At 62.2% G+C, this 25,300-nt stretch carries 24 protein-coding genes; 13 read left to right on the top strand and 11 right to left on the bottom strand.

The genetic code is table 11. The features are described from left to right. Positions 1–28: 28 nt before the first annotated feature. Positions 29–190: a hypothetical protein gene (locus tag ACEK02_RS32285; RefSeq protein ID WP_371425847.1), complete on the bottom strand. Its 162-nt coding sequence runs from the start codon at positions 188–190 to the stop codon at positions 29–31. Between the two features lie 241 nt (positions 191–431). Next, positions 432–890, bottom strand: coding sequence for a hypothetical protein (locus ACEK02_RS32280; RefSeq protein ID WP_371425845.1), 459 nt, complete (start codon positions 888–890; stop codon positions 432–434). Positions 891–1,144: 254 nt separating this feature from the next. Between ACEK02_RS32280 and ACEK02_RS32275 the strand changes: the two genes are divergently transcribed. Then, positions 1,145–2,803, top strand: a complete 1,659-nt coding sequence (locus ACEK02_RS32275; protein ID WP_371425843.1) for an FAD-binding dehydrogenase — start codon at positions 1,145–1,147, stop codon at positions 2,801–2,803. A 12-nt stretch (positions 2,804–2,815) separates the two neighbouring features. Here ACEK02_RS32275 and corA read toward each other — a convergent pair whose 3' ends face one another. Next, positions 2,816–3,823 carry a magnesium/cobalt transporter CorA gene (corA, locus tag ACEK02_RS32270; RefSeq protein ID WP_371425841.1) on the bottom strand — a complete coding sequence of 336 codons (1,008 nt, stop codon included), beginning with the start codon at positions 3,821–3,823 and terminating at the stop codon, positions 2,816–2,818. Between the two features lie 298 nt (positions 3,824–4,121). Here corA and ACEK02_RS32265 point away from each other — a divergent pair, with 298 nt between their 5' ends. The 5 genes from ACEK02_RS32265 (at position 4,122) to ACEK02_RS32245 (ending at position 8,966) form a co-directional block, all read left to right on the top strand. Further along, on the top strand, positions 4,122–5,738 hold the full coding sequence (locus ACEK02_RS32265; RefSeq protein ID WP_371425839.1) for an integrase arm-type DNA-binding domain-containing protein: 1,617 nt from the start codon (positions 4,122–4,124) through the stop codon (positions 5,736–5,738). A 105-nt stretch (positions 5,739–5,843) separates the two neighbouring features. Then, positions 5,844–6,332 (top strand): nucleotidyltransferase domain-containing protein, encoded by a 489-nt coding sequence (locus ACEK02_RS32260; RefSeq protein ID WP_371425837.1) that lies wholly within the window; start codon positions 5,844–5,846, stop codon positions 6,330–6,332. Continuing rightward, a complete protein-coding gene (locus tag ACEK02_RS32255) occupies positions 6,329–6,736 on the top strand; it encodes a HEPN domain-containing protein (RefSeq protein WP_371425835.1) in 408 nt (135 codons plus the stop codon). Before ACEK02_RS32260 ends, ACEK02_RS32255 begins: the two co-directional genes overlap by 4 nt. 72 nt (positions 6,737–6,808) lie before the next feature. Further along, positions 6,809–8,146, top strand: coding sequence for a hypothetical protein (locus tag ACEK02_RS32250; RefSeq protein WP_371425833.1), 1,338 nt, complete (start codon positions 6,809–6,811; stop codon positions 8,144–8,146). 280 nt (positions 8,147–8,426) lie between these two features. After that, positions 8,427–8,966 carry a hypothetical protein gene (locus ACEK02_RS32245; RefSeq protein ID WP_371425831.1) on the top strand — a complete coding sequence of 180 codons (540 nt, stop codon included), beginning with the start codon at positions 8,427–8,429 and terminating at the stop codon, positions 8,964–8,966. On the opposite strand, the gene ACEK02_RS32240 is transcribed toward ACEK02_RS32245, so the two are convergent. From ACEK02_RS32240 to ACEK02_RS32230, 3 genes are all read right to left on the bottom strand, one after another. Next, positions 8,963–10,459, bottom strand: a complete 1,497-nt coding sequence (locus tag ACEK02_RS32240) for a phospholipase effector Tle1 domain-containing protein (RefSeq protein ID WP_371425829.1) — start codon at positions 10,457–10,459, stop codon at positions 8,963–8,965. The two genes, ACEK02_RS32245 and ACEK02_RS32240, sit on opposite strands and share 4 nt — an antisense overlap. Before the next feature lie 10 nt (positions 10,460–10,469). Continuing rightward, on the bottom strand, positions 10,470–11,276 hold the full coding sequence (locus ACEK02_RS32235; protein ID WP_371425827.1) for an ImmA/IrrE family metallo-endopeptidase: 807 nt from the start codon (positions 11,274–11,276) through the stop codon (positions 10,470–10,472). 232 nt (positions 11,277–11,508) lie between these two features. After that, a complete protein-coding gene (locus tag ACEK02_RS32230) occupies positions 11,509–11,751 on the bottom strand; it encodes a patatin-like phospholipase family protein (protein ID WP_371425825.1) in 243 nt (80 codons plus the stop codon). Positions 11,752–11,940: 189 nt separating this feature from the next. Between ACEK02_RS32230 and ACEK02_RS32225 the strand changes: the two genes are divergently transcribed. The 6 genes from ACEK02_RS32225 (at position 11,941) to ACEK02_RS32200 (ending at position 16,375) form a co-directional block, all read left to right on the top strand. Next, positions 11,941–12,315 (top strand): hypothetical protein, encoded by a 375-nt coding sequence (locus ACEK02_RS32225; RefSeq protein ID WP_371425824.1) that lies wholly within the window; start codon positions 11,941–11,943, stop codon positions 12,313–12,315. A gap of 75 nt (positions 12,316–12,390) precedes the next feature. Further along, the gene (locus ACEK02_RS32220; RefSeq protein ID WP_371425909.1) at positions 12,391–12,843 is read left to right on the top strand and encodes a hypothetical protein; all 453 of its coding nucleotides are present in this window, start codon (positions 12,391–12,393) and stop codon (positions 12,841–12,843) included. Between the two features lie 21 nt (positions 12,844–12,864). After that, entirely contained in the window at positions 12,865–13,464 is a 600-nt protein-coding gene (locus tag ACEK02_RS32215; protein WP_371425822.1) for a hypothetical protein, read from the top strand. After that, entirely contained in the window at positions 13,457–14,182 is a 726-nt protein-coding gene (locus tag ACEK02_RS32210; protein WP_371425820.1) for an SOS response-associated peptidase, read from the top strand. Before ACEK02_RS32215 ends, ACEK02_RS32210 begins: the two co-directional genes overlap by 8 nt. Positions 14,183–14,329: 147 nt before the next feature. Then, a complete protein-coding gene (dinB, locus tag ACEK02_RS32205; protein ID WP_371425818.1) occupies positions 14,330–15,520 on the top strand; it encodes a DNA polymerase IV in 1,191 nt (396 codons plus the stop codon). Positions 15,521–16,234: 714 nt separating this feature from the next. Then, positions 16,235–16,375 carry a hypothetical protein gene (locus ACEK02_RS32200; RefSeq protein WP_371425816.1) on the top strand — a complete coding sequence of 47 codons (141 nt, stop codon included), beginning with the start codon at positions 16,235–16,237 and terminating at the stop codon, positions 16,373–16,375. A gap of 184 nt (positions 16,376–16,559) precedes the next feature. Here ACEK02_RS32200 and ACEK02_RS32195 read toward each other — a convergent pair whose 3' ends face one another. Both ACEK02_RS32195 and ACEK02_RS32190 read right to left on the bottom strand, forming a co-directional pair. After that, entirely contained in the window at positions 16,560–18,410 is a 1,851-nt protein-coding gene (locus ACEK02_RS32195; RefSeq protein WP_371425814.1) for a heavy metal translocating P-type ATPase, read from the bottom strand. Between the two features lie 129 nt (positions 18,411–18,539). Further along, positions 18,540–19,112 carry a cytochrome b gene (locus ACEK02_RS32190; protein ID WP_371425812.1) on the bottom strand — a complete coding sequence of 191 codons (573 nt, stop codon included), beginning with the start codon at positions 19,110–19,112 and terminating at the stop codon, positions 18,540–18,542. A 163-nt stretch (positions 19,113–19,275) separates the two neighbouring features. On the opposite strand from ACEK02_RS32190, the gene ACEK02_RS32185 reads away from it, so the two are divergent. Further along, entirely contained in the window at positions 19,276–20,559 is a 1,284-nt protein-coding gene (locus tag ACEK02_RS32185) for an MgtC/SapB family protein (protein ID WP_371425810.1), read from the top strand. A 61-nt stretch (positions 20,560–20,620) separates the two neighbouring features. Here ACEK02_RS32185 and ACEK02_RS32180 read toward each other — a convergent pair whose 3' ends face one another. From ACEK02_RS32180 to ACEK02_RS32170, 3 genes are read right to left on the bottom strand one after another with little or no spacing between them, the layout of a single operon-like run. Further along, entirely contained in the window at positions 20,621–20,956 is a 336-nt protein-coding gene (locus ACEK02_RS32180; RefSeq protein ID WP_371425808.1) for a DUF3240 family protein, read from the bottom strand. Next, on the bottom strand, positions 20,953–24,030 hold the full coding sequence (locus ACEK02_RS32175; RefSeq protein WP_371425806.1) for an efflux RND transporter permease subunit: 3,078 nt from the start codon (positions 24,028–24,030) through the stop codon (positions 20,953–20,955). Before ACEK02_RS32175 ends, ACEK02_RS32180 begins: the two co-directional genes overlap by 4 nt. Then, entirely contained in the window at positions 24,030–25,169 is a 1,140-nt protein-coding gene (locus tag ACEK02_RS32170; protein WP_371425804.1) for an efflux RND transporter periplasmic adaptor subunit, read from the bottom strand. Before ACEK02_RS32170 ends, ACEK02_RS32175 begins: the two co-directional genes overlap by 1 nt. Positions 25,170–25,300: the final 131 nt, after the last annotated feature.

The following is a 25,300-nucleotide window of genomic DNA, read 5'->3' as shown; positions in this document are numbered from 1 at the left end:
ATTCCCTGAATTACTCTTTGGCAGCCAATCACATGCAGGCGGCAATGCCGGTCTTGATCATCTCGAAAAACACGGCCGTGCCATAATGTGCCCACAGCCCGATTGCGCCCACCACAAGGAGCGCCGCGAACGCCGCGGCCGATGCGACGATGACCGACGCAAGCCGTGACGGCCGCTCGGACGCGGGCATTGTGCTCTCCGGGGTCGATAAAGGCTGCACCATCAGACGATCTCGGAACGGCCAAGGCCCGAGATCATCAGGAGCCCGCCATTCGGGTTCCAGATAGGCCGAGATGACACCGTGGGCAAGCGCTCCCGGCGCCGCAGGGGATCACGTCATACTGATGGAATAAAAACCAGATCGGCCTTTAGCTGTTTGTTTTGACGCGTTTTCTTGACGCGAACCGGCATCCACTTCGCTCGAAAACGCTCTAGCGTGCGCTGGAGGCGTGGGCATCCATGTAACAGGGCTTGTACATGCCCATCAGCTGGCGGCCGCGCAGGAAGATCATCTGCGTCTTCAGCCCGCCACGCCGGGAGATCCAGCGCCGGATCTGCGTCGGGTACATCGAATACAGCATCTGGGTGGCCTCCGGATTGGTCACCGCACGACCATTGGCACCCATGTCCCAGGCGGCATGAAAACCGAGATTGGCATTGGAGGTAACGCAGATCCGGTCATGCGGCACCGCGCCGAGCACGATCGTACAGGCCGAGGCGCACAGGCCATCGATGATCACGGTTTCGCCGGAAGTGCGCAATCCCTGATACTTGTCGACATAGGTTCCGATCCGCCCGCCACGATCATCTGCGATGCGAACCACCGCATGACTTGCCGTGACGCCCGCGAACAGCAAGACCGCCGCCAGCAAACCCGTAACGAACTTCATGTCCAGCCCCAAAACCTGTCGATCCCGAATCTGACTGCCCCGATGATGCAGGCCTGATCAGCGTGTTGCCAGATCGTGTTTTTGTCCAGACGAGCATGACGCTTCCAATGCGATTCAAATCGAGTGTTGCGCGCGGGATGCACCTCATTCCGTTGCAGTATCAATCTGGAACAGCACCGCCCTTCGCTTGCAATTTTCGTTGACCAAAGTTCCCGCGCCGCCTTCAATCTCCATTAACAAAATGGGGAAACACAATGGCCGGTGATGCGGATGTCATCGTCGTCGGTGGCGGGCTCGCGGGCCTTGTTGCGGCCACGGAAATTGCCGATGCGGGCAAGCGCGTTGTCGTGGTCGATCAGGAAGGCGAACAGAATCTCGGCGGCCAGGCGTTCTGGTCGTTCGGTGGTTTGTTCTTCGTCGATTCGCCGGAACAGCGGCGCCTTGGCATCAAGGACTCTTATGATCTGGCGCTGCAGGACTGGCATGGCACCGCTGGTTTCGATCGCGATGAGGATCTGTGGCCACGGCGCTGGGCCGAAGCCTATGTCGCTTTCGCCGCCGGCGAGAAACGCGACTGGCTGCGCGCCATGGGTCACCGCGTATTTCCCGTGGTCGGCTGGGCTGAGCGCGGCGGCTATGACGCGATGGGTCCCGGCAACTCGGTTCCGCGCTTCCATGTCACCTGGGGCACTGGCCCCGGCATCGTCGAGCCGTTCGAGCGACGCGCGCGCGAAGCACAGAAGAAAGGCCTGCTGAGTTTCAGGTTCCGCCACCGCGTGGATGCACTCAGCGTGACCAACGGAACTGTCGATGGCGTCAGCGGCGCGATCCTCGAACCGTCGAATACCGAGCGCGGCGAAAGCAGTTCGCGCAGTACGATCGGCGAATTTTCGCTGCGCGCGCAAGCCGTGATCGTCGCCTCCGGCGGCATCGGCGGCAATCATGATCTGGTGCGGCAGAACTGGCCGAAGCGCCTCGGCGACCCGCCGAAGCGCATGATCTCCGGCGTCCCCGCCCATGTCGACGGCCGTATGATGGGCATCACGGAAGCTGCCGGCGCCCGGCTGATCAATCGCGACCGCATGTGGCATTATGTCGAGGGCATCGAGAACTGGAATCCGACCTGGCCGAAGCACGGCATCCGCATTCTGCCAGGGCCATCGTCGATGTGGTTCGACGCCACCGGCAAGCGGTTGCCCCCGCCGTTGTTTCCCGGCTCCGATACGCTGGGCCAGCTGCAATATATCCAGTCCACCGGCTATGATTATTCATGGTTCGTGCTGACGCAGGCGATCATCAAGAAGGAGTTTGCGCTCTCGGGCTCCGAGCAAAATCCTGACCTCACCGGCAAGAGCTGGCTGATGACCGCGCGCCGCGCCACCAACAAGGGCGCACCGGCGCCTGTCGAAGCCTTCAAGGATCACGGCATCGACTTCGTGGTGCGCGACAATCTCGACGATCTCGTCAGCGCGATGAATGCACTGACCGGCGACAATCTGCTGAAGCTCGACGAGATCCGCACGCAGATCGAGGCGCGTGACCGCACCATGGCCAATCCCTACGTCAAGGACGCGCAGGTGATGAACATCCACAATGCGCGCAAATATATCGGCGACCGCCTGATCCGCACCGCCAGACCGCATCGCATCCTCGATCCCGCGCAGGGACCATTGATCGCCGTGCGGCTGAACATCCTGACGCGCAAGACGCTGGGCGGTTTCGAGACCGATCTGGACTCGCGCGTGTTCGGCAGCAACGGCCAGATCATGCCCGGCCTCTATGCGGTCGGCGAAGCCGCCGGCTTCGGCGGCGGCGGCATGCACGGCTATCGCTCGCTGGAAGGCACGTTTCTCGGCGGGTGCCTGTTCACGGGTCGCACGGCGGGGCGCGCAGCGGCGAAGGCGGTGGTGTGATCGGTTACCGGATCACAGCCATCCATTGCGCCTGAACCGGACATACAGGTAGCCGCAGATCGCAGCTATACCGCCCAGCACGGCGTAATAGCCATAGGCCCATTTCAGCTCGGGCATGTATTCGAAGTTCATGCCGTAAATGCCGGCAACGGCGGTAGGCACTGCAAGAATCGCGGCCCAGGCGGCAAGCCGGCGCGTAATCTCGGTCTGCTGCGACTGCCCTGACATCAAGCTGGCTTCAAAGGCAAAGGCCAGGACTTCACGCAGCGAGTCGATATCTTCTTCGGCCCGTTTGACGTGATCCAGCACATCGCGAAACAGCGGCTTCATTTCATCGTCGATGAACAGAATATCGATATGTTCGAGGCGGTGACAGACATCGACCAGCGGCCCGACCGCGCGACGAAGCCGCAGCAGATCGCGGCGCAGTTTGTACAGCCGCTCGAATTCAGCCCGCGTCAGCATGCGGTGCAGAACATCATCCTCGAGTTCATCGATCTCGGACAGGATGGCTTCGATGACCGGGCGATAATTGTCGACGATGAAATCGAGGATCGCATAGAGGATGTAATCTTCGCCGCCCGTCAGGTTGGCCGGACAGGCCTCGCACCGCTCACGCACTGCCGCATAGGATGTCGAGGCGCCATGGCGCACCGACACCACGTAGCCCTTGCCCAAAAAGATATGCGTCTCCCCGAAGGCGACGGTCTGATCGACCAGTTGGGCGGTGCGCGCCACGATAAACAGCGCCTCGCCATACTGCTCCACTTTTGGATGTTGATGCGATTTGAGGGCATCTTCGATGGCGAGCGGATGCAGATCGAATTGCGTACGCAGTTTTTCCAGCAGTTCAAGGGACGGCTCGAACAGGCCGATCCAGACCACGTGGCCAGGTTTCTGCGCCCAGACGCCCGCCTCCTCGACAGGGATGTCGGCAACGCGGCGACCATTGGCATAGACGCTGGAGGCGACGACACCGGGCACATTGCCGGCGGTTGCAGCGGAATTGGGAAATGACATTCAACGACCTTGTCTTAAAGCGCACCAACGGGCGCCCTCTTCAAGAACGGCCGGGACGCCAAACCGTTCAACCGCGACGCGGCGCTGGTCGTCCGGAATAAAGAAAGTGCTGGAGCGGACGGAGGGAATCGAACCCTCGTATGCAGCTTGGGAAGACGAAAGCGGCCTGATGATGGCTGATCTCCGTGACAGGCAACCTATTGATTTACCGATATTTATCGGATATTTTACGGTTTCCTCGCTGAAACTAAATAATTCAACGTTTTTAGCTGTCGTTGTAGAATTGTTGTAGGCTCCGATGCCCGAAAAGACGCCCTACGAACGCCTCAACAAGAGGCTTTTGCCCACCGACGTGTATCTGGCGATCAAGATTTCCCGGACCCCGGGATCCGGAGCACGCATCATCGAGTGGAAGGATACCGAGTGCGCCGGGCTCACGCTGCGCATCACCAAGACCGGAGCTTCATGGCTGATCCGGAAGCGCGACCGGACGATCAGGATCGGGGAATGCAAGGACGTTCCGCTGACGACGGCCAGATACATCACGCATCAGGCGCGCGATGCGGCCAAGCGTGGACGGGACCTCAAGGTATTCGTGGAGACCCTCCTCTCGCTGCGGTCGCACGCCATGGAAGAGGACGGCTTCCGCAGCCAGGCCGCCTATCACGACGGCTCGGACTGGCGGACGGCGGACGAAGTCGCCGACGACAATTCTGAATGGGGGCGTCGCCGGCTCAAGGGCGACATCTATCCGACGTGGACCTGGCGGCGGATGACGGAGAAGTTTCTCGAGGACAAGCTTCCGGAATTGAAGGCCTCATACAGGCCGCAGTACCGGAAGTATCTGGAGTTGCCGGAATTCGCCCTGGTCAACGATCGGCCGGTTGCGACGGTCACCAACGACGATCTCGAAGTCGTCCGCGACCGCATGCTCGCGGCCTACGGCAAGTCCGCCGTGCATCGGGCCGTCAGGCAGGGCCGTGAAATGCTGACCTGGGCGTGGAGCTATCACGGCGCCAAGGCGGGCCTAAACAACACACAGTATCCCTGGTGGACCCGCTGGTCGGTGAAGTACAAGTCGAACGTGAGATATCACGAACCGACCATCGCCGAACTTGCGCGGACGATGGTCGTCGCCGACACGTTCCGCCATCTGTCCGACAAGGAACATGCCACCTATCCCGGGACGGTGGGGGCGCTCTGGGCCGCGGTACTCACGGCGCAGCGGACGGGGTCGCTGCTGGTTCTGCGTCCGGACCGCATGTTCGCTCCGGACCGCAAAGCTAAACTGCCCGGCTGGAAGATCGCCAACTGGAACCGCGAAGAGATGAAGGGCGGCAAGGACGGCGGCCGACCTCATGCGCTTCCCATTCCTCCGGAGGTACTGAAGGTGCTGGACGGGTTCTACAAGGACTCGGGCGGGAAATCGGAATGGATGTTCTCGGGCAGGGACCGCGACGAGAGGGTCAGCCAGGCCGCTTTGAACCTCCTGATGTACCGCCTGCAGGGACGCGTGTTCGATCATCGCGGCAAGAACAAGCCGGACCGGCCGGGCAAGCCCGGCCCGAAAGCGGCGGAGAAGGCAAAGAAGCGGGTCGACCTTTTCGAACACTACGGCATCCGTCCGTGGACGCTGCACGACGTGCGGCGGACGCTGGGCGCCTTCCTCGACGACAAGCGGCTCGGAGGCGCGGCATCGGCGATCCTCGGTCACAAGCTGCCGCGGGACGTCATGCCCGAGAGGGAGCGCATGGCTCCGGTGACGGAGATTCACTACAACTCTTCGCAGCGCATCGCCCTCAAGGCGGAGGGAATGGCACTTTGGACCAAGGCCATCCTCGCCGCTTGCGAGAAGGAACGGAAAGCGCTCCGCCGCAAGCCACGCCCTGCTTTGCCTGAAACGGCTGCGGCGTAAGCCGTGCCGTTAGAGGACGGCACGATGGAAACGCCGGCTTTGTCGGCCTTGACACATGGCGGGGCTGTAATACGTTAGGCCGGAATCGTATTACGGGAGAAATCGATGCCTTTGCCGGTCCAGTCGATCCGCGCCAAACCGGAGCATCGTGACATCCTCCAGAGCGTGGCGGAGTTGCTTCGCAATGACGGCGATGCGGACATCCGCCGCCTGCTCGGCAATGCTAAGCTGGTACCGGTCGGCCCTTTCCGAAACGAAGAGGCCGCGATCGCATTCCTCAGGGACCGGTTGGTGGCCGAGTTGAAGCCATCATCCATCTGGCTGTTCGGCAGTCGTGCGCGGGGGAATGCCCGGTCGGATAGCGACTTCGACCTATTGGTCGTCATGCCCGACGGACTTCCCGACTCTGACTACTCGCACCAAGCGGTCGCGCGGCCGATCGTTGCGTGCGGTCTCGGGTGCGACATCGTGCCGGTGTCGCGATCGACTTTCCTTCAGGAAAAGGACGATGCCGGCTCGTTCCTCAACGCGATCGTCTCCGAGGGACGCGAGATCTACCGCAGCCGTTCGCGGCGGCTGGAAATCGCCGGATGAGTGGGAAGGCCGAGAGCTTCATCGAGCTTGCCAGGAACGACATCGCGGTCGCACGGCTCGTCCTGAAGGTCGATCCCGGCAATGCGGCGTTTCACCTGCAGCAGGCTGCGGAGAAGCTCGCGAAGGCCGTGCTGACGATCGAGACCATCGCCTTCGGCACAACGCATCAGATCGGAGCGCTCGCGGCGATGCTTCCGGCAGACCACGTATTCAGGCCGGACCTTGCGGGCTTCGACGCGTTCAGTAGCTACGGCACATCGACCCGCTACCCGCTGCCCGGCGGCGGAATGCCGCGCCTTCCTTCTCAAGACGCCCTCAAAGAGGGCATCAGGGACGTTGCCAGCGTGATCGACGAGATCGACGATTTTCGTCGCGAGCGCGAGGCGTCGTCGCGACCCAGATGACCGTGCTCGCAAAAGTCCGTTCACCCCTCCGGGCGCCGCTCGGGCGGCCCCGGTCTCGAACCCCGGAACCGAATGACCGCTCACCTTGACGGACGACTGAACTCTCTTGGCTCGGCGCCGGAAGATGTGGAGACCAGGCTGAGCGCCATAGCTTCCGCGTTCGGGCTCGATTGGTTGCAGAACGGCGGCGATCATCCGCTGCAGGGTCTATGGCGCCGCCGGGATGCCTTGGCCACCTGCCAACTCGCTTGGTTCGGCGACGCCATCTGCGGAATGCGGCAGATCGATGAAAAGTGGACGCGACGCGAGCTTGCCAAGATCAGGAACGAACCGGCCAACAACCGTAAGGGCGCCGCGTTCGAACTGCTGGGTCTCAACATTTTCGCTCAGCGGAAAAAACACCGGATCGTGCCCAGCATCGGCCATAAGCCAGGCTACGACGGCACTATCCATTTCGCCGGCGGTGGACGGCTCGCGATGTCGATCAAGAACTACGGCGCTTCCGTCCACGAAAAGGACGCGCGATCCGAAGGTGCGAGACTGGAAGCCGCGTTCGTAGGTGAACTGAGGATGCTAGACCTGAACGGACTGGAACTGCGGGCGATCGCCAGGACGCATCCGACTCCGGCCGATTGGCGCAGGCTCGCTGCGGCGTTGCCTTCGATTCTGTCTGCTCCGGGCGGGCCGCCGGCGTCCGACGAAGTCTGGACCGCCTTCGTGCAACCTCTTCCGGATTTCGAAGCGCGCACATCCCCGAGCCTGTCCTATCAGATCACCGTGCTCGCCCGGATGCACCCGAACGAGCGGCAGAACCTGATAAGCAAGCTCGACGAAGCGTACGCCAACGCGCACAGACACGCCGCAACCGATACGGACCTATCCAGGGCAGTCCTGATCCACCTGCCGGAGAACGCCTCCGTCGCGAGCTGCGAGAAGTGGGCCAACGACTATTTCATCGATCGGCCCGACGGAATGATCGATCTCATCGTGTTCTACCAGCCCGCGGTCGTCGCGACGCCAGACGGTCAAGGCGGAATCGTTCACCACATGAGCTACGTGGTTGGTCCGCGATACGTGGCTTGGTCGAAGCCAGACGGCGGGCCACGGCGGCAACTGGAAGGGGGCTTCTACGTGGGGTCGACCAGTCCAGAACCGGCCAGGCTTTCGCTCCAGTCCGCCGATGGAGACGCAATCGCGACCGACGAGTTCTACGTCTTTCAAAGCGGCAGTTTGTATGTGGGCTTCGACGAAAGCCAAGACGGCACGTACGACGTCGTCGCGGGCAATCCCGCGCCCGGCATCCTGAAACGGCCAGCCATCTTCGATCGTCGCGGCATCCGTGGTCTGGATCTCGACGAGCTATTTGCGAGATATTTCCCGCCCACGAACGAACTTGTCATCCTCACGTGACGTGAACGGCGACCCATGCCGCCCCGCGGCAGCCTACGTCGAAACAACTCCGCTCCGCCCGAATGCACTTCGGGCATCTCACCTCGAGTCGAAAAGCTTCATGCGGGTCTAGAGGCGCCGCCTCCGTCCCGGCCCCGGCAAGAGCGCGACGCGCAGCTGTCCATCAGCTCGGCGAAGGGTCCGGCGCGCTCCGGATCTCCAGCGCAACCTCCGCTTGATCGCAATTTCAGATTGCGGTTCAATAAACGAACGTTGATCTTATGTTCGGGGGCATCAAACCATGCGACTTCTGCAAGTCATTTGCGTGTGCGTTTTCGGTTTGAACGCCAGTTTGGCGATCGCCGCCCCAGCGAAGACGGCCGAGTGGACCTTGATGGTCTACATGAACGCCAAGAACAATCTCGAGCCGGACGCGCTCGAAAACTTTAACGAAATGGCAAATCGGGGCAGCACGCCGGACGTCAACATCTTGGTCCAGATGGGAAGACCGCTCAAACACACCAGCCTGGCGGCCGAGAGCTGGTCGGGCGTCCTTCGATTCCGTGTCGCCAAAGATCAAGAGCCCGTGCCTTCGCAGGCTGTGGTGGATCTGCGCGGTAAGCCGGAACTATCGGACCTAGGCTCTGTCCCGCACCTCATAAGACCGACAAATACCCCAAAAGAGCGTCACGTACCTGCGAGCTGTTCGCATAAAAGCTTGTTTGGGATGGGGCGAGGTCGCCAGATTGTTGAAAGCGATCCGCGGCAGCAGCTTCAATTCGATCCGCACGACCACTCAAGGTGGGGTAGGGAGCAGTCAATTTCGGCGTTCATCCTCTAACCGATGCGGGACGGCCAACCCCATTCACGATCCGTGCGCAGCGATGATGTTGCGGATAGTGAAGGGTCGGGCGCGCTGGGCTGTTCAACGTAATAGTGCTTCACCTTCGAATGTCCGCTGAGATTTGGCGGTCGGTAGGGCGAGCGTTCATAATAGTGCTGAACCCCACCGTTGCTGGCGAAGCGTTCAAGAACGGTAGAATGCAGGTCCGCTTCCGGCTGCACTTCCCGAAAGCCCTCGGGCCATCTGAAGCGCCCGCCAAACCAACCCGGCTCGCGTTCGTCGTGCTGGGGGCCCAGCGGGTCGGGGTTCAATTGAAGGTATCGCTCATCGACCTTGATGCCGAAACCGTCTGGCGCATTCCCGTCCGGAAGATTTTTCGCAGCATGAGTCATCCATTCGAGCGAAATATCGGACAGACGAGACTCGTTCTCCGGGTAGCTGCCACCGATATCCGAATGATTGCCTGCAAACCAGATCTGCTGCAGCCAGTCGGGATACTCGTCAGGACGTACAGGTCCCGTGTTGTGGACGCCGCCCCACGGGACCCGCGCGAAATCGGCTCGATTCTCGTCGATCGACATGGCGTGCCGGGCGTACCAGACAGCGTTGTTCAGATGGAGATCATAGAATTGCATCTTGGGGGCAACCAGGTGAACCGTCTGCCAAACGGTGTAACCATCGAGGTTTCTGGCATACTTCAGATGGGTCCAGATGTATCCGATGACCGTAAGAACAAAAGCCAATGCAAGCAACCAACCGAAAGTCGGCCAGAGCGGAAACAAAAAGAACGACAGCGTGACGCTGACAAGAAAGACTGCCAGGACGCCGCCAGCGATCATCGCCATGGTGAGGGCTTTGCTGCCCAGCGAAGCGACGGTGTCGAACACCCCGATGAAGAACGGGATGGCGTTCGACCCGCCGTCGTGGTCGCTGCCGTACCGCGTGCGGAAACGTTGGGCCAAGGCGACGCGCTGGGGCACGTATGCCTTATCGTTGGGTGAGCTCACGTGCTGATAGATATGTTTAACGGCCTCACGTGCGATCCGCGTGGACGTAGATACGTCGCGACGCAGCGGGGATCCATCGGGCATTTGCGTCGGTACGCCGCACTGTCCCAAAGCGGCGGCAAGGCAGCGGACGGTGTAGGCGCCGCGACTAAAGCCGAACAGGAAAATGCGATCTCCCGGCTCCCACATCCGAATGATGGCGGCGTAACAATCAATGATGTTCGAGGTGATGCCAAGCCCTGTCACCTGACTTGCTAGATTGTGTAGCCATCGCCAGGCGCGCGCAACGAACGTCGCGCCGCCGGGCGGCTTGGACCCGAGCCCGGCGTCATAGAACGCCAACTGTTCCTTAGGATCGATGTTCGTGTCAGGACCGCAGCGGGTGGCGCGATAAAGCTTGTAAATGTTGGATCGGTTTTCGTCGAACCGGTAACCCCCAGCTTGGCCAGTACCGTCCGCAAAGATTAGGATGTTCTTCGGCAATTTTGATCTCCTATCTTCGTCGGTAGGACCAGGACGTGTCCCGCTCTTCCATCATATCACCGTCGGTGAAGGTCAGCAGCGTGAGAACTTCGTCGTTCGGAAGCGGAAACGTATGTTCGAGCATCATGTATCGCTCGGCGTCCCGCCGATCGAACCATGCGTCTGCACCGATCTTTCTCGGATGAGGCTGCTCGACCTTCGAACCGAACAATGCGTCGAAGGCGTAGCTTTCCCGGTCAAGATCCTCCCTAGGAAACCAGCGGTCCGGGACACATGGGGGACGGAGAAACCATCTCCGTCCTTTCTGCCCGTGGCACACAAGCATGGAATGAAACTTGTTGCTTTGAACAAGCCGGATCGCTGTCGCGGTGCGGCTCGCCTTGAACGCGCCTGCGATCTCGATGACCGTTTTCAAATTTAGGGACTTGTACTGACTGAGAACAGGCCCGAGGATGTAGGAAGGGAGCAACAGCTCCGAAGCGAACTGATCCGCGACGAATTCGGGACTTATCGCGCCCTTGCGAAGGCCGCCAAAGCTGCCGATCTCGCTCGGGCGACATACCAGAAGCTGACCGCGATGGTAGATCCAGTGGCCGATCTCATGCGCGACGGAGAACCGCCGCCTCTGAGGGGTCTTCCTGTCGTCAACAGAGATAATCGCCCTGTCGCCACATCCGCAGATCCGGGCCTCGCAGGATTTCAGTGGACGGTATTTGACTTTGGCACCGACGCTCCACGCGACGGTTTCGAGATCGATTTCGTCGGGCTTTTCTATCCCGAGCGACCGCAGCAAGCGCTCCGAAGCAGAGTAACTCATTATGCATCCTCCTCCCCCTCCCTTGGGATCGCTCCAAGCTCTAAAAAGTCCTCAAGAATTCCTTCTTCGTCGTCGTCCAGGTAGCCGGACTCGTTGCGGGCAGCCATAGTCAGTTTGCTCGCCGCTGCTCCGTTCCGCGCAAGGATTCCTCGCAGTCCGGCCTGAGAAGCCCCGCGCGCCGGTCTGGCCGGCGGCCTTCTCGAATCCAGCTCCATCTCCCGTCGGATCATCGTCATCCGCTGCCTGGCCACAGCATCCCCGCTTCGGCCATCACCGCCGCCGTTACCAGACTCCCGCCCGAAACGGTCGAGATAACCGAAACTCGCTCCAGCAGGCCCTCGGCAGCGAGACGCCTAAGGACACCCAAATGGAAGGCCGCGGCGCGCACGCCTCCACCTGACAGGGCAAGGCCGATGCGTCGGCCTCCGATCTCCGACACAGGCGGCGCCGTTTCTTTTTTCACGGTGTTGTCCATGCTAATTTCACGATCTCCGGGACGGTCGAAGTCCAAGGCCCCGGATCCGGAGAGCGATAGCTCGGGGGGGGGGGACCTTCGGCTGCGGAATTGTTTCACCACCAGCTTTGGCGCCATCTTTGACCGACGCGGACAAAAATCGTTTCGAACCGACTCGACTTTTGTTCTCTTTATGTTCTAATTCTCGCCATGAAGGATCATCTTGCGAGCTGGCGCATGTCGATACCCAAACAGATGGAAAAGTTGGCCATCGAGGCTGTCCGGAGAACGCCCGCTGCAGACCCCGCCGGCGCCGCTTCGGCCGATATGCCGCCCGAATACTGGGAAGCGGTCCTGAACGACCTCCATGCCGACGTCAGACCCACCGGCATTCCCATCCAACAGCGCCGCCTGTCGGAGATCCCCCGCCACGTGCTGCGCGTGAGTTGCCGGCGTTGCGACCGTGTCGTCGAAATCCAGACTGCTGAAGCCCTGCGGCTGTATGGGCGGCATACGACGTGGAAGGAGGCCGGGACCCGCCGTCCTCGACGACGGTTGCCGACAGCGGACAGGCAATCGCGATGATGACGGTTGCTGGCCGATTTTTGAGGCGCCCTGAGGCCCGGTTGCGCCGCCGTGTTGTCTGGCCAGGATCTCCGGATGGCTCCTAAATATCACCCGACGCCCCTCTCTGGAGGGGACCGCAAGGCTCAGAAGAAAGAGCTCGCCGGCGCACGCGCGATGACCACTGTTTTTGCCCGCCAGGCCGAGGAATTCCGGGCCAAGGGCGAAGCGCTGATCCGGAAGGCCGACAAACTGACCTGTGAAAGCTGGAACGAGAGGATGTGGGCCGACGGTGAGCCAATCGATCCCTCCCCGACGATCGATCAGGCGATCAACGGCGGATACCCGTGGCTCGAACTCGAGTGCTCCCGCTGCAAGACACCCAACGACATCGATCTGGCCGCGCTGCAGCGCCCCTCGACGACATTCGTGTATGATCTGGCCGGCAAGCTAAGATGCTGGAAATGCCATCGGGCTGGGAAGCGCCCCGCAGCGACATTGCTCCAATTGGCTGCGCGGACACGCTATGATGACGGCCGACGGGAATAGATATCAGGCGGACGCAGCGAAATGCAGCCCAATCATTCCGATTCAGAAAGAGCCTTGCAGCAAGCAGCACGCCGCAGGCAACGCTTGCTCTACTCGCTCAACGACCTCCAACAGGCTCTCAGCGCGTCGGCCTTTCTGCATGAGCTAGATGAGGGCGAAGAATACTCGAAGGTTGATCTCCGTCGTTTCCGCTGCTTCGAGACCACACTCGTCATCGCCTATACACGGCCGTTCACACAGTCGAAGGGCGGCTATCCTCCATTGACGATGAAGATGATCGACTTCCACCCGACGCCGGAGAATCGTGCGCTTCATGACCAGCTTATGCAGATGCGCAACCAGATCGTAGCGCACTCGGACGCCGCGATGATGAGGATGACCATCGCTCCCTTCGATATTCCGTTCGACGATGGCACACCGTCGATAAATTTATTTCAGGCGGTATTCGACGAAGGCGTTACGCTCATCGGCTCCCTTCTCTTGGAAACCGATGTACTCCTGCACGAGGTCTACAGCGCTTTGTTCCGGACGCTATTTAAAGATGTCCAGAAGGATCCGGCGTTATTTGACCTCAGGATAGACAGCGACGGAGCTAAACTAGCGAGAAACCTGCGTGTGTAACCTCTATTCGATGACGAAGAACCAGGCCGCGATCCGCAACCTGTTCAAGGTCGACCGGGACAGCGCCGGAAACCTGCCCTCGATGCCCGGCATCTTTCCCGATTATCCGGCGCCGATCGTGCGCAACGCTGATGGCCGCCGTGAACTCGCGATGGCGCGGTGGGGCATGCCGTCGTCGTCAAAGGCGCTGTTCGACGCCACCAAGAAGCGGGCCGCCAAGCTTGAGGCCAAGGGCAAGCCCATCGACTTCAACGATCTGCTTCGGAAGGAGCCGGACAAGGGGACCACCAACATCCGCAACGTGACCAGCAAGCACTGGAAGCCGTGGCTCGGGGTCGGGAACCGCTGCGTGGTCCCGCTGTCCTCGTTTAGCGAGTTCAACAAGGACGCCGGCGGCGACATCTGGTTCGCCCTCGACGAGAGCCGGCCGCTGGTCTGCTTCGCCGGCTTGTGGACGAACTGGACGTCCGTCCGGAAGGTCCGGGAGGGCGAGGTCACCACAGATATTTTCGGCTTCCTGACGACGAAGCCTAACGCCGAGGTCGAGGCGGTCCACCCGAAAGCCATGCCGGTGATCCTGACGACGCCCGAGGAGGTCGATGTCTGGATGAGCGCGCCGTGGGACGAGGCGAAGGCTCTCCAGCGGCCGCTTCCGGACGGTTCGCTTACGATCGTCGCTCGAGGCCAGAAAAAGGACGAAGGCGGGGCCGAGATATGACCGCCGCTCCAGACACAAGGCCGACGAGATCCATTCCGGACGCGGACCGATCGGCCCGTCCCAGGCGCGCCGTGGTGGGGGTGTCGGTCGGCGTAGGCGTGTATGGCATTTTGGACGCGTCGCCCCTGGACGGCCCGTCTGGGCACGATGGCGGGCTCGACCGGTGTGTTGGCGGGCCGTGGGGCTTGCTCGCTGCGGCTGGCAGGAGCCGACACCGTGGCTGACCTAGAGCCAGACGATGCCGACGAGCTCCCCGGCGCGGCGCCCTCGCAGCGGCAGCGCAAGATCATCCACGTCGACATGGACGCCTTTTACGCCTCGGTCGAGCAGCGGGACAATCCGGAGCTCCGGGGCAGACCGGTGGCCGTCGGCGGCTCGCGCGAACGCGGCGTCGTGGCCGCCGCCAGCTACGAAGCCCGCAAGTTCGGGGTCCGCTCCGCGATGCCGTCGGTCACCGCCAGGCGGCAATGTCCGGACCTTGTTTTCGTGAAGCCCCGCTTCGAGGTCTATAAGGCCATCAGCCAGCAGATCCGTGCGATCTTCGCCGAGCACACACCAGTCATCGAGCCGCTGTCGCTGGACGAGGCCTACCTGGACGTCACCGAGAACCTGCAGGAGATCCCGCTGGCGCGCGACGTCGCCCTCGCCATCCGCGCCAGGATCAAGACCGAGACCGGCCTCAATGCCTCCGCCGGCATCTCCTACAACAAATTCCTGGCGAAGCTGGCTTCCGACCACCGCAAGCCCGACGGCCAGTACGTCATCTCTCCGGAGACGGGGCCGGCGTTCGTCGAGACCCTGCCAGTCGGCAAATTCCACGGCATCGGTCCTGCGACCGCCGCCCGATTCCACGCTCTCGGGATCCAGACAGGCCTCGACATCCGCGGTCAGACGCTTGCTTTCCTGGAGGCACATTTCGGCAAGGCCGGCGTCTACTATTACTGGATCTCGCGCGGCATCGACGAGCGCCCTGTCCGCGCCAACCGCATTCGGAAGTCCGTCGGCGCCGAGAACACGTTCTTCCAGGATTTGACGGAATTCGACGCCATGGTCGCGGAGCTCCAACCGCTCGTCGATAAGGTCTGGCGCCACTGCGAGAACACCGGCAACCGCGGCCGGACCGTGACGCTCAAGGTGAAGTTCGCCGATTTTGAGATCATGTCGCGGAGCCGGTCCGTCCCTATCGCCGTCGGCAGCCGCGACGACCTCGAGCGCTTGGCTGTCGGCTTGCTCCAGGCTGTCATGCCGCTGCCTAAGGCCGTGCGGCTATTGGGCGTTTCGCTATCCGCGCTCCAAGGAAATCAGGGCGAGCAGCCTCAACTCGTCTTGGCAGTCTGACGTCGCCATATCGAGCGCTGCACTCAAATTGCAGCAGCCGCCAAACCTGACGTTGGGCGCCGCCGGTGCAATTTCAGATCTCATCCGATTTGCACTGCAAGAAGAACGATGTAGTCGCACCAGGGTGCTGTAAACCAGAAATTCTGACGGGCACTCTGCACTTATCGGTCGACTTTCGGACATAGGCAGGCGTAGGCTCCCCGCATCACCGTTCGGCCATTGGCATCAATCGGTGACTGAGAGCCTTGAGCTCCCGCCTGTCGAGTTTTGCAGGTGCGCCATGACACAGATTCCCCGAGCCCCTTTCAATTGCCACCTCGACACGTTTTCTGTCGGCGGAGCCGACAGCGCAATGAACGACGATCTATGCGCCTTCGAATTCCCTTGGTGCGAGGGCTGCCCGAAAGCCTGGAATCCCAAGAAGCTGCGGAATGACGACCCCGCGAAAGGGGCGGTCTGGAACGGGTGGATCAAGGGCATCGTCCCGCCCAGATGATAGGACGGTCCTAGGCAACATGCAGACGGCGATGGCGAAAAGTATTCCGTTAGCGCTCCGCAAGCTTGAAGGTATGAGCCACTTAACCGCCACTCGAGAAGCTGAATAGAATCGCGGCTCAAGCGCCCGTGATTTTCATGTTTTACCGCCGCTTCACTACTAGCGATTTCATCGCAACTTCAACTGCTGGACCGAGGCGCCACTTCGGGGAGAACGATATGGATCACTTCATCCACGCTGCGAATTTGGCCTTGTTCAAGAAGCGTCTCGAAGAGGTGACAGCCCCGGCCGAGCGGAAGATATTGTTGGAGCTATTGGCAGAGGAGCGGGCAAGAGTTCTGACGCCTAAACATTCTTGATGAGGCCCTTCAGGGCGACCTATGGGTTGTTTGAAGCTCTGTATCCCATGTTCGCGCCGTCCGCCGGTTCGTCGCCGGTTGCTTGATCTGCAGATAGACGGCCGTTCCGTAACATTTAAGAATAATGGTCGACAGGCGGGATTGGAGTGATGTTCGAAAGACACCTCGGGGGCCGCATGCTACATTAAGCCTTGGTAGCAGCGCTTCCGTCACCTAGAGCTCTCAAAGCATTCAAAATGACCGCGACGTCGATTACTTCTTGAATCAGGGCTCCCTGGACAGGCGTGATGTAGCCGAACGCTGCGACGACCATGCCGACTATCGAGAGCCCGATGCCCGCAAAGACGCCCTCCAGGGCGATGAGACGCGACCTTCGCGCGATCTCGATGGCGGGCACGATGCGGTCGAGATGATCGACAAGGATCACGACGTCGGCAGCCTCCGCGGAGGCCGCCGCTCCCCGGGCTCCCATCGCCACCCCGACATCGGCCGCGGCCAGCGCCGGCGCGTCGTTGACGCCGTCGCCGATCATCATGACCGGTCCGCTCTTTCGCTCGGACAGAACGACCAGGACTTTCTGGTCAGGGGTCAAGCCGGCGCGGACCGCATCAAAACCGAGGCCGGCCACAATGGTCTCCGCCACCTCACGGCGATCTCCCGTCGCCAGAACGACCCGTTCCACGCCGAGCGTCCGCAGGTGCTGCAGAAACGCTTCGGTGCCCGCCCTCAGTTCATCTGCCAGCCTAATCTCGCCCGCCCAGCGCCCATCGATGGCAATGGCGACGACAACGCCGCCGGCCGCCGCGTCGGACCGATCAGGACTTTCCGCGCCGGGCAACAATTTGGACCGAACGAACTTGAGGCCGCCGACCGCGACCTTTCGCCCTTCCACCACCCCTTCGACCCCCTCGCCGGGCGTCTCGACGACCTCGGAAGGTCTTGTCAGACTGAGCTGGCGATTCTGGGCTTCGGCAACGATGGTCTGAGCAATGATATGCTTGGACGCTTGATCTAGCGAAGCGGCGAGGCGGAAAACGTCGGCTTGATCGTCATTACCTAGAATATCTATAGCGACGACCTTCGCGCGCCCGTCGGTAAGCGTACCGGTCTTGTCGAGGACCAGCGATTGGATGCGGGCCAGCGCTTCCATCGCTTTGCCGCCCTTGATCAGGATGCCGTGACGGGCAGCCCGGGAAAGGCCGGACACGATCGCCACGGGTACCGCGAGGATCAGTGGGCACGGCGTCGCGATGACGAGAACGGCCACCGCGCGCACCGGATCGCCGGTGAAGAACCAGGCCAACGCAGCTATCAGCACGGTGACGGCGAGGAAAGCCAGCGCGAACCGATCGGCGAGCCGTGACATCGGCGCCTTGGAGCGCTGCGCCCCGTCGACCAGACGCACGATGCCCGCATAGGTACTTTCGGCCGCACGGTGCGACGCTGTGAGATCGAAGGCCTCACCCGCGTTCGTGGACCCGCTCATCACCGTCTCGCCGGCCTTCTGCTCGACTGGGATCGACTCGCCGGTCAGTGCGGATTGATCTAACACTGCCAGCCCGCTCGCCACCACGCCGTCGACCGGGACGACGTCGCCCTGCCGGATCAACAGGCGGTCGCCGGGCGCGACGAGGTCCAGCGCGACTTCTTCCAGGCCGTCGCCGCGATGCCGGACGGCGGTGCGAGGTACCCGTGCCAGAAGCGCGGTCATCTCGCGCCGCGCGTGGCGCTCGGCGTAGGCTTCGAGAAATTGCCCGCCGGCGTACATCAACGCCACCACCACGGCGGCCAGTTCTTCGCCGACAAAGAGCGCGGCGGCCATCGAGAGCAAAGCTACGATGTCGAGCCCGACTTCGCCGCGCCGCAGGCTCGCGACGATGTCGTATGACAGGACGACCAGCACCGGAATCGTGAAGGCGGCGAATGCGCTGTCTTGCCACGGCCCCAATCCGAGTGCCGGCAGCGCAAAGCCGAGCGCAACCCCGAACACCGGCAACAGCACCAGTAAGGACCGTATAAAGAAGCCGGCATTCATCTCGGGACCTCTCGGCGGCTGTAACTGCACCTGCGCGGCGGTACCGGTCAGATGTCTGCTGTCGAGATTGCCCCGGCGGGGACCGGGCCGGCAACTTTCACTGCGATGGCGCTTTGTCGCGCCGCGGCGTCAACCCGCTCGCTTGGTGAAATGCGGAAGCATTCGGACAAGCGTGCGGTCACGGAAAATCCAATGATGCGCGAGTGCCGCGCCCCCGTGGAGACCCGCTAGAACGACGAGCCCGTGAGCGGCGATTTCGTGCAGCTCTTTGACATTATGAGCGAACGCACGGTCCTTTTGCCATGGTGATGTAATTTCCATCAGCCCGAACAGCGGCAGGGCTTCGCCGCGCGCAAACTGAAGGACAATGCCGATAACCGGAACCGCGATAAGCAGCGCGTAAAGGCCGACGTGCGCCATTCGTCCCGCCAGTTCGACCCATCGCGATACCGAGGAAGTACGGTCGGCTCCTTCAGCCAACGGCATTCTGTCAAATGCACGCCAGCCCATCCGCGCGGCCATCAGCACTAGAATGGCAAGTCCGGTGAAAATATGAACGAGCAGACCGGACTTTCGCATGCCCCCAGGGAGCTCGTCACCAAGTATTCCAGACAGCCATGCAAGGGCGACGAAAACAACCGTCAGCCAATGCAGCGATTGCGAAACAGCGCCATAATCCGTGTTGGTGTTTCGTAGACGCATGAGCCACCTCTGTAAGTACACTAGCGCGCATTAGCCTCCCGCCATTGACGCAGATCAATAGCGGGCCGGCATATGAGCCGAATGATAACTTCGGTTGACTGGCGCCGCCGTCGCGCGACGAAGTCGTTGCGACTAGCGAGCTTGGTGCCATGCCGGCATCAGGATGCTATGGGCACAGCGCCCTTGGGCAGGAGGCATAGCCATCATCGATCCGATCGTTTTCAAGCTGGGCGCCGCCCTCGGCATCGGCCTGCTGATCGGCGTCGAGCGCGAGCGTCGCAAGGGATCCGGGGCAAGCCGCGCGCCAGCAGGTATCAGAACGTTTGCTGTCGCTTCGCTTGCCGGCGCGATCAGTATTATCGTCGGCGGTACGACGCTGTTGGCTGTCACGACGGCCGGCGTACTGGGCCTTGCCGCCATTGCTTACTGGCGCGGCAGTGATAGAGACCCCGGTCTCACGACAGAACTGGCTCTCACAGTGACGGTCATGCTGGGCGGACTTTCGATGGACAATACCCCGTTGGCGGGCGGCCTCGCCGTGGCGCTGGCAATCCTGCTGGCGGTGAAATCGCAGCTTCATCGATTTGTCAGTCGCATCCTCACCGAGCAGGAGATGCGAGATGCGTTGGTCCTCGCAGGGGCCACGTTGATCGTTCTGCCGCTGGTGCCGGACCGCCCGATGGGCCCGTATGGCGCCCTGAATCCGCATTCCATCTGGCTGATCGTCATTCTCATCATGGCTATCAGCGCCGCCGGCTACATCGCGGTGCGAGTCCTCGGCAGCCGTTTCGGACTTCCCGCAGCCGGCCTCGCTTCAGGGTTCATCTCAAGCGCTGCAACGATTGCAGCGATGGGCGTACGCGCGGCGAAGGCGGAGAACGTCCTACCAGCGGCGGTTGCCGGTGCCGTGTTGTCCACGGTCGCGACGGTCGTACAAATGGCCGTCGTTCTTGCGAGCACCAGCGTGGCGACCCTCGAGACTTTGGCCGTACCGCTGGCCTGCGCCGGGGTAGCGGCCGGCGTCTACGGTGCGGCCTTCACCGTGCTGGCGCTGCGCGGCGACACCGAAGCCAACGCGCAGAAAGGCCACGCTTTCAGTCTCCGGACGGCATCTATTTTTGCGGTGACCCTTGCCGCAATTCTGCTCGCCTCCGCAGCGTTGCAGGACCGTTTCGGCGAAAAAGGAATCATCTTCGCCGCGGCCATGGCAGGTTTCGCCGACACGCATTCGGCGGCGATCTCGGTCGCCTCACTGGTCGCGTCGGGTAAACTTGCCGCGCCCGACGCGCTGCTGCCTATTCTGGCTGCCTTTTCGACCAACACCATCACCAAACTCGTTCTGGCGGCCACAAGTGGCGCTGTCTTCGCCGTGCGCGTGATGCCAGGATTGATCCTGGTTGCCGTTGCAGCCTGGGCCGGTGCGTTTAGTGGCTTCCTTTCCAATTGATGGGCCGCGACCGGACCAATGACGGCGCATCCGCGCCGAACCGAGCAAACAAGACTGCAGTTCAGTGGTCCGTTTCGATGCTGCGGTCATCCAGCGTACCGAACTCGGTGACCGGCGTGATCCAGTAGACGAGCCGCGTCCCTGCGTAGGCGGTCTTGATGCGGGAGAGCAATTCGGCGGCCTGGACCTTTTGCAGGATGATCCGCACCAGGACCTGGTCGGCGTGGCCTTTCACCTGCTCGGGCGCCGAGGGCAGGCGGATGGTCGGGCCGAAGCCGGCACAGTCCGATGCGGTAAATCCCGACACCAGATCATGCTGGTCGCTGAGGAAGTCGAACAGTTCGTCGCGCAGCCGGCGGGCGGCGATCAGCGTCAGGCAGACGGATTCGACAGTCATACGGCCTTCCTCGCTACGCCGCCGAACCGGCGATAGAGAATGGGTAGAAGGATCAGGGTCAGCACCGTAGATGACAGCAACCCGCCGATCACTACGATGGCCAGCGGCTTCTGGATTTCGGATCCGGGGCCGGTTGCGAACAGCAGGGGCACCAGGCCCAGCGCCGTGATGCTGGCGGTCATCAGCACCGGCCGAAGCCGGCGCTGAGCGCCTTCTATCACGATGCGGGACTCGGCCACGCCGCGCGCGCGCAACTGGTTGAAATAGGACACCAGCACGACGCCGTTCAGTACGGCGATGCCGAGCAGCGCGATGAATCCGACCGACGCCGGAACCGAGAGATATTCGCCGGTCAACACAAGCGCAAAGACCCCGCCGATCAGCGCAAAGGGGATGTTCACCAGAACCATGAGCGCCTGCCGGATGGAGCCGAATGTGGTGAACAGCAGCACGAAGATCAGTCCGATGGCGACAGGGACCACGACTGACAGACGCGCGGCGGCGCGCTGCTGGTTCTCGAATTGCCCGCCCCACGTGAGCCGATAGCCCGGCGGCAGCCTCAGCTCGGCAGCCACCTTCTGCTGCGCGGCCATCACAAAGCCTACCATGTCGCGGCCACGGACGTTGGAGCGCACGACGCTCATCCGGGCGCCGTCCTCTCGGTCGATCTTGACGGGGCCGTCCACCCGGCTGATGCGGGCGACCTGGGACAGCGCCACATGCTGTCCGGACGGAAGCGTCAGCGGCAAGCTGGCCAGCATCGATGGCGCCTCGCGGGTCGTCTCGCTGCCGCGTACCAGGATGGGCGTGCGCCGTCCGTTTTCCAGCGCGGTACCGATTGTGCGGCCTTCGATCTGGGTGCGCAGCGAGGCGGCAATTCCGTCCGCCGCCAGACCGAGGCGGCCCGCCTCCAGGCGATTGACTGCGACCGTGTAGTACTGCGCGCCCTCGTTGAGCGTCGTATAGACGTCCTCCGCGCCGTCGATGGAAGACAGCATCGCCGACAAGGCGCTGGCGATCTCGTTGAGCCTGGCGATGTCCGGCCCGAAGATCTTCACCGCGACATCGCCGCGTACGCCGCTGATCATCTCCTGCACCCGCATGTCGATCGGTTGGGTGAAGCTGAGCGACAGTCCCGGAAAGTCAGCGAGCACGTGCCGGAGCTGCTGCAGCAGGGCGGCCTTGTCGGCCGTCTGGCGCTCTTCGGCCGGCTTGAGGACGAGAAAGGTATCGGTCTGGTTCGGACCCATCGGATCAAGGCCGAGCTCGTCCGATCCGGTGCGCGCGATGATCCCCGCAATGTCCGGGACCCGCGCAAGGATGGCGGCCTGGAGCTTGCCGTTGATCGCCACCGACTGATCGAGATTGATCGACGGGATGGCCTCCACGCTGATGATGATGTCGCCTTCGTCCATCGTCGGCATGAACGTCTTGCCGAGCTGGGTGTAGGCCACGCCCGACGCCACCAGGGCGACCACGGCCGCTACCATGACTTTGCGTTCATGGGCGAGCGACCAGACAAGCGCCGGTGCATAGGCGCGCGACGCCTGGCGGATCAGCCAGGGGTCGCGGTGTGGCGTAGCTTTGAGAAAGAATGACGCCGCTACGGGAAGTGCCGTCAGCGCCAGCACTAGCGAAGCGGCAAGCGCAAATATGATGGCCAGCGCAACCGGGATGAACAGCTTGCCTTCGAGCCCCTGCAGCGCCAGCAGCGGCAAGAATACGATGATGATAATCATCACGCCGGTGGCAACCGGTTCCAGCACCTCGCACACCGATCGGTAGACGATATGGATCAGCGGCGTCGCCTTGCCGTCGCGGTCCATGCCAAGGTTGCCGACGATGTTTTCGACGACCACTACCAGGGCGTCGATCAGCATGCCGATGGCGATCGCAAGTCCGCCCAGGCTCATCAGATTGGCCGACATGCCGACCAGACGCATCACGATCAGCGCGATCATGATGGCGAGGGGCAGGCTGAAGGCAATGATCAGCGAGGCGCGCCAGTTGCCAAGAAACAGCAGCAACAGCACGATCACCAGGAGCGTGGCTTCGCCCAGCGCACGCACCACGGTGCCGACGGCACGGCCGACCAGCCGGCTCCGGTCGTAGAACACGTTGATTGTCACGCTCTTTGGCAAGGACGGCTGCAACTCCTCCAAGCGTTGGCGGACGTCGCGAACCAACTGGCCGGCATTCGCGCCGCGCAGGCCGAGCACCAGCCCCTCGACCGTCTCGCCGCGGCCGTCGATGGTGACCGCGCCATAGCGCGTCAGCGCGCCGATCTGGACGCGGGCGACATCGTTGACCCGGATCGGAACGCCGTCCCTTGTATCGACGACGATGGCCTTGATGTCGTCGATCGAGCGAATGCTGCCCTCGATGCGGACGAGCGCGCTGTCCTCGCCCTGGTTGACGCGACCGGCGCCATCATTGCGGCTGTTGGTCTCGATCGCGCGCCGGAACACTTCCGACGAGATGCCCCGTGCTGCGAGGGCCTCGTTGAGCGGCACGATCTCGAACGCTCGGACATGGCCGCCCAGCGAATTGACGTCGGCAACGCCGGGCACCGTGCGCAGTGCCGGCCGGATGGTCCAGTCGAGCAGTGTCCGGCGTTCCGCCAACGATAGCTCGGGGCTTTCGATGGTGAACATGAACATTTCGCCCAGCGGGCTGGTGATCGGAGCGAGGCCGCCGGTCACGCCTTCGGGCAGGTCACGCGTGATGTTGGCCAGGCGCTCGGAGACCTGGTTGCGCGCCCAGTAGATGTCGGTGCCGTCCTCGAAATCGACGGTGATGTCGGCCAGGGCATACTTGGTCGTGGCGCGGAGGATCTTCTTGTTTGGCAATCCCAGCAGTTCGAGCTCGATCGGGACCGTGATCCGTTGCTCGACCTCCTCCGGCGTCAGGCCGGGCGCTTTCATGATGACCTTGACCTGGACCGGCGAGACGTCCGGGAAGGCATCGATCGGTAGCGTCGGGAGCAGCACGACGCCGGCGCCGACCAGCATCAGCACGCTCAATGCGACGAACAGGCGCTGCGATAGGGCGAAAGCAACCAGACGCTGAAGCATTACTCGCCAGCCCCGAGCCGAAGCAGGATGCCGCGCAATGCCGAAGTACTGCTGACGGCGACCTCGTCCTTGTCGGAGATCGCGCCCGAAATCACGACGTGATCCTGGTCCTCGGCAATCAGCGTCACCGGCAGCACTCGGAAGCCGCCGTCGATCGCTACGAAGACCGACGCCCTGTCGCCGCGCCGGACCAGCGCGCTGTAGGGGATTTCCCAAGCGCTTTCACCGACTGAGATGAAGCCGATCCGCGCTGCGGCGGTCTGCCCCGGCCGCAATTCGCCGGAATTCGGCACCTCGGCGCGCACCAGGACGGTCTGGGTCGCGGCGTCCGTCGTTTCGGACACCAGGATGACCTTACCCGGCACGGCATAGCCGTCGATCTCAACCCGCGCGCCTGGCCGGATCGCACTGATGTTGGAGGCCGGAATGGCGATCTCGGCCCATAGCACGGAAAGGCGCGCGAGCTTGACGAGCGGCGCCGCCTGCTCAACGCGCTGGCCAGGCGAGACCAGAATCTCGACAACCGTGGCCTGCTGGCGCGCGGCAACCGACATGGTCGCGGTTATAGCCGTCTCGGTGGTCAGCCGCGCGATGGCGGCATCCGCAAGTCCGCTGAGCCGCAACATCTGCCGTTTCTCCGCGACTGCGATGCTGGCCTGCCGAGCTTCCGCCTGGCTGGTCTCCAGCACGCGTTGGGGGACCGCCTTGCCGTCGAACAATTCGGCATTTCGCTTGAGTTGTTGCGCTGCCAGCACATCCTGCGAGAACGCTTGCAGATATTCGCGTTGCAGCGACACGAAACTGGGGCTCTCGAGGGTGACGAGCGGTCGGTCGACATCGACCCGGTCGCCGCGCGCTACCGACAGGCTGGTCACCATGCCGGCCACGGGCGAACTCACGACCCACAATTGCGGAGTAGGTATCACGATCTGGGCGGGATAGGGTAACGTCAGATCGTTTCGGCTCGATACTGGGTGGACCGATCGAATGCCAAGGGTCTGCACCTGCGCTGCGCTGATCTTTATATCTTCCTCGGCTATCGAGGCAGATGAGAGGCAAACGATCGTGACCGTTAGCAGCGTGCACGTTGTTCGGCGCCAGAATTGATGGCTCAAGCTTGCTTGATGGAAGTTAAGCATCATTGCTCCCAGTCGCTTAGGATCGGCTCCGGGCATTCCCGCAGTCGATCTATTCTGCCGGCTCTTGGCATGTGAAACGCAACAGTCCAAGCCATTCCGGAATGGACGCTTGTTCGCGGCTGAAACGCCGC

It is taken from the genome of Tardiphaga sp. (assembly GCF_041424195.1).
Classification (GTDB): Bacteria; Pseudomonadota; Alphaproteobacteria; order Rhizobiales; family Xanthobacteraceae; genus Tardiphaga.
Note: the sequence above shows the minus strand (reverse complement) of the source record. Positions and strands in the feature narration are given on the sequence as shown.